Annotated in this window: 9 protein-coding genes; 8 read left to right on the forward strand and 1 reads right to left on the reverse strand. The window is 63.8% G+C overall.

The genetic code is table 11. The features are described 5' to 3' along the window. From modA to EOA22_RS18550, 4 genes are all read left to right on the forward strand, one after another. On the forward strand, positions 1–654 hold a 654-nt coding region (gene modA / locus EOA22_RS18535), incomplete at its 5' end, for a molybdate ABC transporter substrate-binding protein (RefSeq protein WP_127390132.1). A gap of 15 nt (positions 655–669) precedes the next feature. After that, a complete protein-coding gene (modB, locus tag EOA22_RS18540; RefSeq protein WP_063168280.1) occupies positions 670–1,374 on the forward strand; it encodes a molybdate ABC transporter permease subunit in 705 nt (234 codons plus the stop codon). Further along, positions 1,371–2,483 carry a molybdenum ABC transporter ATP-binding protein gene (gene modC / locus EOA22_RS18545; RefSeq protein WP_063168279.1) on the forward strand — a complete coding sequence of 371 codons (1,113 nt, stop codon included), beginning with the start codon at positions 1,371–1,373 and terminating at the stop codon, positions 2,481–2,483. The genes modB and modC overlap by 4 nt, the downstream gene beginning before the upstream one ends. Before the next feature lie 80 nt (positions 2,484–2,563). Beyond that, complete coding sequence (locus tag EOA22_RS18550) at positions 2,564–2,905, forward strand: winged helix-turn-helix domain-containing protein (protein ID WP_063168278.1); 342 nt, start codon at positions 2,564–2,566, stop codon at positions 2,903–2,905. A 126-nt stretch (positions 2,906–3,031) separates the two neighbouring features. On the opposite strand, the gene cobF is transcribed toward EOA22_RS18550, so the two are convergent. Then, positions 3,032–3,808 carry a precorrin-6A synthase (deacetylating) gene (cobF, locus tag EOA22_RS18555; protein WP_013531027.1) on the reverse strand — a complete coding sequence of 259 codons (777 nt, stop codon included), beginning with the start codon at positions 3,806–3,808 and terminating at the stop codon, positions 3,032–3,034. 204 nt (positions 3,809–4,012) lie between these two features. On the opposite strand from cobF, the gene EOA22_RS18565 reads away from it, so the two are divergent. The 4 genes from EOA22_RS18565 to EOA22_RS18580 form a co-directional block, all read left to right on the forward strand. Continuing rightward, entirely contained in the window at positions 4,013–5,014 is a 1,002-nt protein-coding gene (locus EOA22_RS18565; RefSeq protein ID WP_063168277.1) for a DUF4424 domain-containing protein, read from the forward strand. Next, entirely contained in the window at positions 5,014–5,532 is a 519-nt protein-coding gene (locus EOA22_RS18570) for a dihydrofolate reductase (protein WP_013531029.1), read from the forward strand. Before EOA22_RS18565 ends, EOA22_RS18570 begins: the two co-directional genes overlap by 1 nt. A gap of 169 nt (positions 5,533–5,701) precedes the next feature. Next, positions 5,702–6,820 carry an FtsH protease activity modulator HflK gene (gene hflK / locus EOA22_RS18575; protein WP_013531030.1) on the forward strand — a complete coding sequence of 373 codons (1,119 nt, stop codon included), beginning with the start codon at positions 5,702–5,704 and terminating at the stop codon, positions 6,818–6,820. Then, a partial coding sequence (locus EOA22_RS18580; protein ID WP_164755617.1) for a protease modulator HflC occupies positions 6,820–7,719 on the forward strand: 900 nt, incomplete at its 3' end. The genes hflK and EOA22_RS18580, both read left to right, overlap by 1 nt.

Raw genomic sequence — 7,719 nt, forward strand, 5'->3', positions numbered from 1 at the left:
GTGAACCAGGCCTGCGAGGTCGATGTCGGCGAGGCGGCGACTGTCTCCTATGCCGCGAGCTCGGCGCTGGCCAAGCAGATCGAGGGCGGGGCGCCTGCCGACGTCTTCATCTCGGCCGATCTCGACTGGATGAAATATCTCTCCGACAAGAAGCTGACCAAGCCGGACACCGAAGTGAAGCTGCTCGGCAATCAGATCGTGCTGGTGGCGCCGAAGGACTCGGCGGTCGACACCAGGATCGAGAAGGGTTTCGACCTCGCCAAGCTGATCGGCGACGGCAAGCTCGCCATGGGAGATTTCAAGGCGGTGCCGGCCGGCAAATACGGCAAGGCCGCGCTTGAATCGCTCGGCGTCTGGTCCTCGGTCGAGGGCAAGGTGGCGCAGGCCGAAAACGTGCGCGCGGCGCTGAAACTGGTTTCGACGGGCGAAGCCGCCCTTGGCATTGTCTATGCCACCGACGCGCATGCCGAAAAGGGGGTCAAGGTGATCGGCACCTTCCCGGAGGATTCGCATCCGCCGATCATCTATCCGGTTGCCCAGACCGCCGATTCGAAGGACAAGGATACGCCGGCTTTCCTGAAATGCCTGCAGTCGGCCAAGGCGGCCGCGCTGTTCAAGGATCAGGGATTTACCGTGCTCGCGCCGAGCAACTGAGTTCCAAGGGGCACTATGAACTGGCTGCTGGACCTCACTCCCGACGAATGGAATGCGGTCCGGCTGTCCATCAAGGTGGCAACGGTGGCGATGCTCGCCAGCCTGCCGCCGGGCATCTTGATCGCGCTTCTGCTTGCCCGGGGACAGTTCTGGGGCAAGACGGTTCTCAACGGGCTGGTGCATCTGCCGCTGATCCTGCCGCCGGTGGTGACCGGCTATCTGCTGCTGCTCACCTTCGGCCGGCGCGGTCCGGCCGGTGCCTTCCTGGCCGAGCATTTCGGCATCGTCTTCTCCTTCCGCTGGACAGGTGCGGCGCTGGCTTGCGGCGTCATGGGCTTTCCCCTGATGGTGCGGGCGATCCGGCTGTCGATCGAGGCGGTGGACCGTAGGATGGAAGCGGCGGCGGGAACGCTCGGCGCCAATCCGCTCTGGGTGTTTGCCACCATCACGCTGCCGTTGATCCTGCCCGGGCTGATCGCCGGCGCCATCCTGGCCTTCGCCAAGGCGATGGGCGAGTTCGGCGCCACCATCACCTTCGTTTCCAACATTCCCAATGAGACGCAGACATTGCCGTCGGCGATCTACACCTTCACGCAGGTGCCGGGTGGCGATGAAGGGGCGCTCCGCCTGACGCTGATTTCCATTGTCATCTCCATGGCAGCACTTGTGGCTTCGGAGGTGCTGGCGCGGCGTGTCGGCCGGCGGCTGGACATCGAATGAGCGTTCTCGTCGACATCAGCCATCGGCAGGGCGGTTTCGCCATCGGCGCCCGCTTCGAAAGCGCCGGGCGGCTGACGGCGCTGTTCGGAGCGTCGGGGTCGGGCAAGACGACGCTGATCGGCATGATTGCCGGGCTGATCCGGCCCGACAAGGGACGCATCGAGGTTGACGGCCGTGTGCTGGTCGATACCGGTGCCGGCATTTTCGTGCCGAAGCACAAGCGCCGCATCGGCATGGTGTTCCAGGACGCAAGGCTGTTTCCGCATTTGAGCGTTGCCGGCAATCTTCGCTACGGCCGCTGGTTCACGCCGCCGGCGGAGCGCTACGCCGATATCGATGCCGTCGTCGACCTGCTCGGCATCGGGCCGCTCATGAACAGGCGGCCGGCAAAGCTCTCAGGTGGCGAGAAACAGCGTGTGGCGATCGGCCGGGCATTGCTTGCCAGCCCCAGACTGCTGCTCATGGACGAACCGCTGGCCTCGCTCGACGAGGCGCGCAAGGCCGAAATCCTGCCCTATGTCGAAAGGCTGCGCGACGAGATCAAAATCCCGATCGTCTATGTCAGTCATTCGGTCGCCGAAGTGGCGCGGCTGGCCAGCGACGTGGTGATGCTGGCGCAGGGCAATGTCGTTGCCAGCGGGCCGACCGAGGCGGTGATGCAAAGGCTCGACCTGTTGCCGGCGGAGGAGCGCGGTGAGGGCGGCGCCGTGCTGGACACCAAGGTGCTGCATCACGACGAGAGTTTCGGCATGACCGTGCTCGGCTCGGCTGCGGGCGAGCTCCGGGTGCCACAGCTGGCGATGAAGACAGGTACGCCGGTGCGCATCCGTATCCGCGCCCGCGATGTGATGATCGCCACCGAAAAGCCGAGGGGTCTCAGCGCGCTCAACATCCTGCCGGGAACCATTACCGCGATGAGCCCCGGCGAGGGACCGGCGGTCGAGGTCGGTATCGACTGCAATGGCGCAACCGTGCTTGCCCGCATCACCGAACAGTCGCGGCAGGCGCTGAAGCTTCATCTTGGCGGCAAGGTTTTCGCGGTGATCAAGACGGTGAGCTTCGATCGGGCGAACACCGGCGCCGGCCTGCCCCCCGAGACGGGTGGATGATCCCGCTATGTCTTTTTGGAATAGCGGTTTCGCCAGGGAGCTTCTAGTATGATGTTGGGATGTGACCGCGGAGAGCAAAGATGCCGTCGCTGAGCTTGCGGATAAATCTCGATCCCGACGGGCGCGTCGGGCCGGGCAAGATCAAGCTCCTGGAACAGATCGCCGCCTTCGGCTCCATCTCGGCCGCCGCGCGCGGCATGGAGATGTCCTATAAGCACGCCTGGGACCTGGTCGAGGACATGAACCGGGTATTCGGCAAGCCGCTGGTGGCGGCACAGACCGGCGGCCGCAAGGGCGGCGGCGCACAGTTGACGGCGGTCGGCCTGGCAGTGGTCAGCCGCTTCCGCGCCATCGAGCGCGCGGCGGCGGCCGCGGCAGCGACGCATATGGAGGCGTTGCAGGCGGAGATTGAGGCTGGGTGAGGGAGTAGGGCAGTAGGGCAGTAGGGCAGTAGGGCAGTAGGGCAGTAGGGAGGCATTCGCGTGCTGTCTTCCAACACAAAACGTCATTCACCTACTCCCCTACTGCCTTACTCCCCTATTGCCTTCCTATTCGGGCTTGCGCAGCAAATAGCTGTCCATGATCCAGCCCTTCCGCCGACGAGCTTCCTCTCGAACTTTTTCGATCTTTGCGCCGATGTCACCGATCCTGCCGGAGAGGGTGATCTCGTCTTCCGTTCCGAGATAGGCGCCCCAATGGATGACGACATCCTTGTCGGCCAGCGTGTTGAAGGCGCATTTGCCGTCCAGCAGGACGACCGCGCTGCCGGCATTGTCCGGCATGCCTTCTTCGGTCAGGCGGCGGCCGGTGGTAATGAGGACGGAATCGCCGATGCGGTTCAGCGCCATCTTGTGGCTGGCGGCAAGTGCCTGGACGGCGGTGATGCCGGGGATGACCTCAAGCTCGAACGCCACATCGCCTCGCAGGCGCACGCGCTCAAGGATGCGCAACGCGCTGTCATAGAGCGAAGGGTCGCCCCAGATCAGGAAGGCGCCGCAGCCGTCGCCTGCAATCTCGTCGCGGATCAGGCCTTCGTAAATGGCGGCGATGGCTTCATGCCAGTCATCGACGGTCGAGCGGTAGGAGGGCGCCGGCCCATCTTCTACCGGGAGGTCGCGCACCGGCACGTCGAATTCGACGCGCCGCGACTTCGGATTGGTGACGAAGCGGTCGCAGATCTGACGGCGCAGTTCGGCCAATTCATTTTTTTTCGCGCCCTTGTCGGGAATGAACAGCACATCCGCCTGGTTCAGGCCTGATATGGCCTGAACGGTCATGTGGTCGGGATTGCCGGCGCCGATGCCGATGACGAGAAGCTTGCGCATGGGCGAACTCCTGCCCGATCGGAACCCGTTAGTCCAGACCGCGCTGGCGCGTGTCCAGACCGCGCTGGCGCGTGTCCAGACCGCGCTGGCGCGTGTCCAGACCGCAGTCCATCTCCCTTTGGTGCGTCCGCGGATACGGAAGGGCTTTGAACGCCACATTGAAACGGCTAGGGTCCTGCAGGCATTCCAGCCGAGGGGGCTTCCATGTTGCGATATGTTCTGACCGCCGTGCTGGCCTTGTCGTCCGCACCCGCTTTCGCCAATGATTCGGTTGCCGAACTTGGCACCGGCGGCCTGATCCTGTCGCGCAGCGATGCCGTGGCGATGCAAAGCGAGGACCTTTTCATCTCGCCGGAAAAGGTCACGGTCGACTATGTCTTCCACAACAACACCGATCAGGATGTCCAGGCCATCGTCGCCTTCCCGATGCCCGACATATCGGGCAATCCCGAAGAAATCCCGGCGATTCCTGAAAATCAGAGCGATAATTTCCTCGGTTTCGAGGTGACGATCGACGGTGTCGCCGCAAAGCCGCAGCTCGAGCAGAAGGTGTTGGCGCTCGGCATCGACATCAGCGCTGAGCTGAAGGCGCAAAACGTGCCGTTCTATCCTTTCGGCGATGCGGCGAAGGCGGCGCTGGCGAAGCTGCCGCAAGCGGTTGTCGATGACTGGGTCAACCGCGGCATCATCATCGAGGACACCGGCAGCGACGGCACCGAGACGAGCAAGGTCTACACCCCGTTCTGGCAATTGCGTTCGACCTACTGGTGGCGCTCGACCTTTCCGGCCAACAAGGACGTCCATGTTTCCCACCACTACAGACCGAGCGTCGGCGGCACGTCTTCGGTCAGCTTCTTCTACGACGGCAAATTCCAGGGTCAGTATGCGGCCTACAAGACCCGGTATTGCATGGACGGCACATTCGAAAATGCGGTGCGCAAGGCGGCCAAGGACGACCCTGACGGCTACCCCAAATATTTCGAGAGCCGCATCGCCTATATCCTGACCACCGGCGGCAACTGGGCTACGGGCACGATCGGCAAGTTCAAGCTGACGATCGACAAGGGCAATCCGAAAGCCCTGGTCTCGTTCTGCGGCGACAATGTCAAAAAGACCGGACCGACGACCTTCGAGATGACGGCGGATGATTTCTACCCCGAGCGCGACATCGACATCCTGATCCTCGAGCCGACGGGCGAAAATTGATGCATGTCGCAATCTACGTTGCCATTGCCGAGAACGGCGTGATCGGGCGGGACGGCGGGCTCCCGTGGCGGCTCTCCACCGATCTCAAGCGCTTCAAGGCCGATACGATGGGCAAGCCTATCATCATGGGCCGCAAGACCTATGAGGGCATCGGTCGACCGCTGCCGGGCAGGTTGAACATCGTCGTGACCCGCGACGAGACCTGGCGCGCCGAGGGCGTCGAGGTGGCACATTCGCTCGAAGCCGCGATCCAGCTGGCGACGGTGCGCGGGCGCGGCATGGCCGATGTCGACGAGGTGTGCGTCATCGGCGGCGGCGAAATCTATGCCCAGGCCATGCTGCTGGCCGACCGGCTGCACGTCACCCATGTGCTGGCAGCGGTCGACGGCGACGCGCATTTCCCGCCGATCGATCCCGATTCCTGGCGCATTGTCAGCTCGCAGGACGTCCCAGCCGGGGAAAAGGACAGCCACCCGACGCGCTATTCGGTTTACGAGCGGCGTCGCGAGAGACATTGAACGAAAAAAGAGCCATTGAAGGAAGACAAAGGGTCGCGACTGGACCAAATCGGACGAAGTCGGAAGCGCATCGCGTTGAAAGCGCCCCGTGGCGTGCCTATAGAAGAACAATACTGGATTTTGCGCCGTAATGCCGGCGCTTGAGGGAATTCCAAGCGAAAGGACATTCATGCCCTGGAACGACAAAAGCGGCGGTGGCGGCGGCCCATGGGGTGGCGGCGGCAACAATCAGGGACCCTGGGGGCAGGGTCCAAAAGGACCGAGCGGGCCGCAGGGCTCGCCTCCCGATCTAGAAGACATCATCCGCCGCGGCCAGGACCGGCTGCGGCGCGCTCTTCCGGGCGGCGGCGGCGCGAGCCCGGCTATCTTCGCGCTGATCGCGGCTGCACTTGTGGTGCTGTGGGCGTTCAAGGCGGTTTACACCGTGCAGCCCGATGAGGTCGCGGTCGAACTGCGCTTCGGCAAGCCGAAGACCGAACTGTCGCAGCCTGGCCTGCATTTCCATTGGTGGCCGCTCGAAACCGTCGAGACGGCCAAGATTTCCGAGCAGCTCGTCGATATCGGCGGTGGCGGCGCGACAAGTGGCAATACGTCCGGGCTGATGCTTACCGGCGACCAGAACATCGTCAACGTCCAGTTCTCCGTGGCCTATCAGGTCTCCGACCCGCGCGCGTATCTGTTCGATGTGTCCGATCCCGACGGCATGCTGCGGCAGGTTGCCGAAAGCGCCATGCGTGAAGCCGTCGGCCGCCGGCCGGCGCAGGACATCTTCCGCGACGACCGCCAGGGCATTGCCGCCTCGGTGCGTGAGATCATCCAGACGACGCTGGACGGCTACAAGGCCGGTCTCAACGTCAACGCCGTCTCGATCGAGGATGCGGCACCGCCACGCGAAGTGGCCGATGCGTTCGACGAGGTGCAGCGCGCCGAGCAGGACGAGGACAAGTTCGTCGAGCAGGCCAACCAGTACTCCAATCAGAAGCTCGGGCAGGCGCGCGGCGAGGCCGCACAGATCCGCGAAGACGCGGCCGCCTACAAGAACCGGGTCGTGCAGGAAGCCGAGGGTGAGGCGCAGCGCTTCATCTCGGTCTATGACGAATATGCCAAGGCGCCCGATGTAACGCGCAAGCGCCTCTACCTGGAAACCATGGAGAAGGTTCTGAAGGATTCGAGCAAGGTCATCGTCGAGCAGGGCAACGGGCAAGGGGTCGTTCCCTATCTGCCGCTGCCGGCATTGCAGCCGAAAGCGCCGGCACCGGCCGCCCCCGTTACGGGAGGTAACCAGTGATGGCCAACCGTCTTCCCATCATCGTCGTCGCAGCAGCGGTTATCCTGTTCCTGCTCTATTCGTCGGTCTTCGTGGTCAATGCGCGCCAGCAGGCGCTGGTGCTCAGGTTCGGTGAGATCGTCGACGTCAAGAGCGAACCCGGCATCTACTTCAAGGCGCCGTTCTCGTTCTTCGACGCCGACACCGTGCAGCTGATCGAGAACCGGGTGCTGCGCTTCGATCTCGACAACATTCGCGTCCAGGTCTCGGGCGGCAAGTTCTATGAGGTCGATGCCTTCATCGCCTATCGCATCTCGGATCCGCGGGTCTTCCGCGCCGCGGTGTCCGGTCAGATCGAACTGGCCGAGGCCCGGCTCAGGACGCGTCTCGACGCTGCCTTGCGCCGTGTCTATGGTCTGCGTGATTTCGAGGCAGCACTCTCCGAAGAGCGCGGCGTGATGATGCGCGAGGTCCGCGACCAGCTCAGGCCCGATGCCACATCGCTCGGCCTGCAGATCGAGGATGTCCGCATTCGCCGCACCGATCTCACGGCCGAGGTCTCGCAGCAGACCTTCGACCGCATGAAGGCGGAACGCCTTGCGGAAGCTGCCCGGCTGAGGGCGCGCGGCAATGAGGCGGCACAGCGCATCACCGCCCGCGCCGATCGCGAAGTGGTCGAGATCGTCGCCGAAGCCCAAAAAGAGTCGGAAATCCTGCGCGGCGAGGGCGAGGCCCAGCGCAGCGCCACCTTCGCGGGAGCCTATCAGCGCGATCCGGCTTTCTTCGACTTCTACCGGTCGATGAATGCCTATGGCACGGCGCTGGACAACACCGGAACGACGATGGTGCTGTCGCCGAACTCGGAGTTCTTCCGCTTCTTCCGCAATCCCGACGGCAGCGAGGGATCGGCAAAGCCGGCT

The sequence above is a fragment of the Mesorhizobium sp. M7A.F.Ca.US.014.04.1.1 genome, assembly GCF_003998745.1.
GTDB lineage: Bacteria > Pseudomonadota > Alphaproteobacteria > Rhizobiales > Rhizobiaceae > Mesorhizobium > Mesorhizobium ciceri.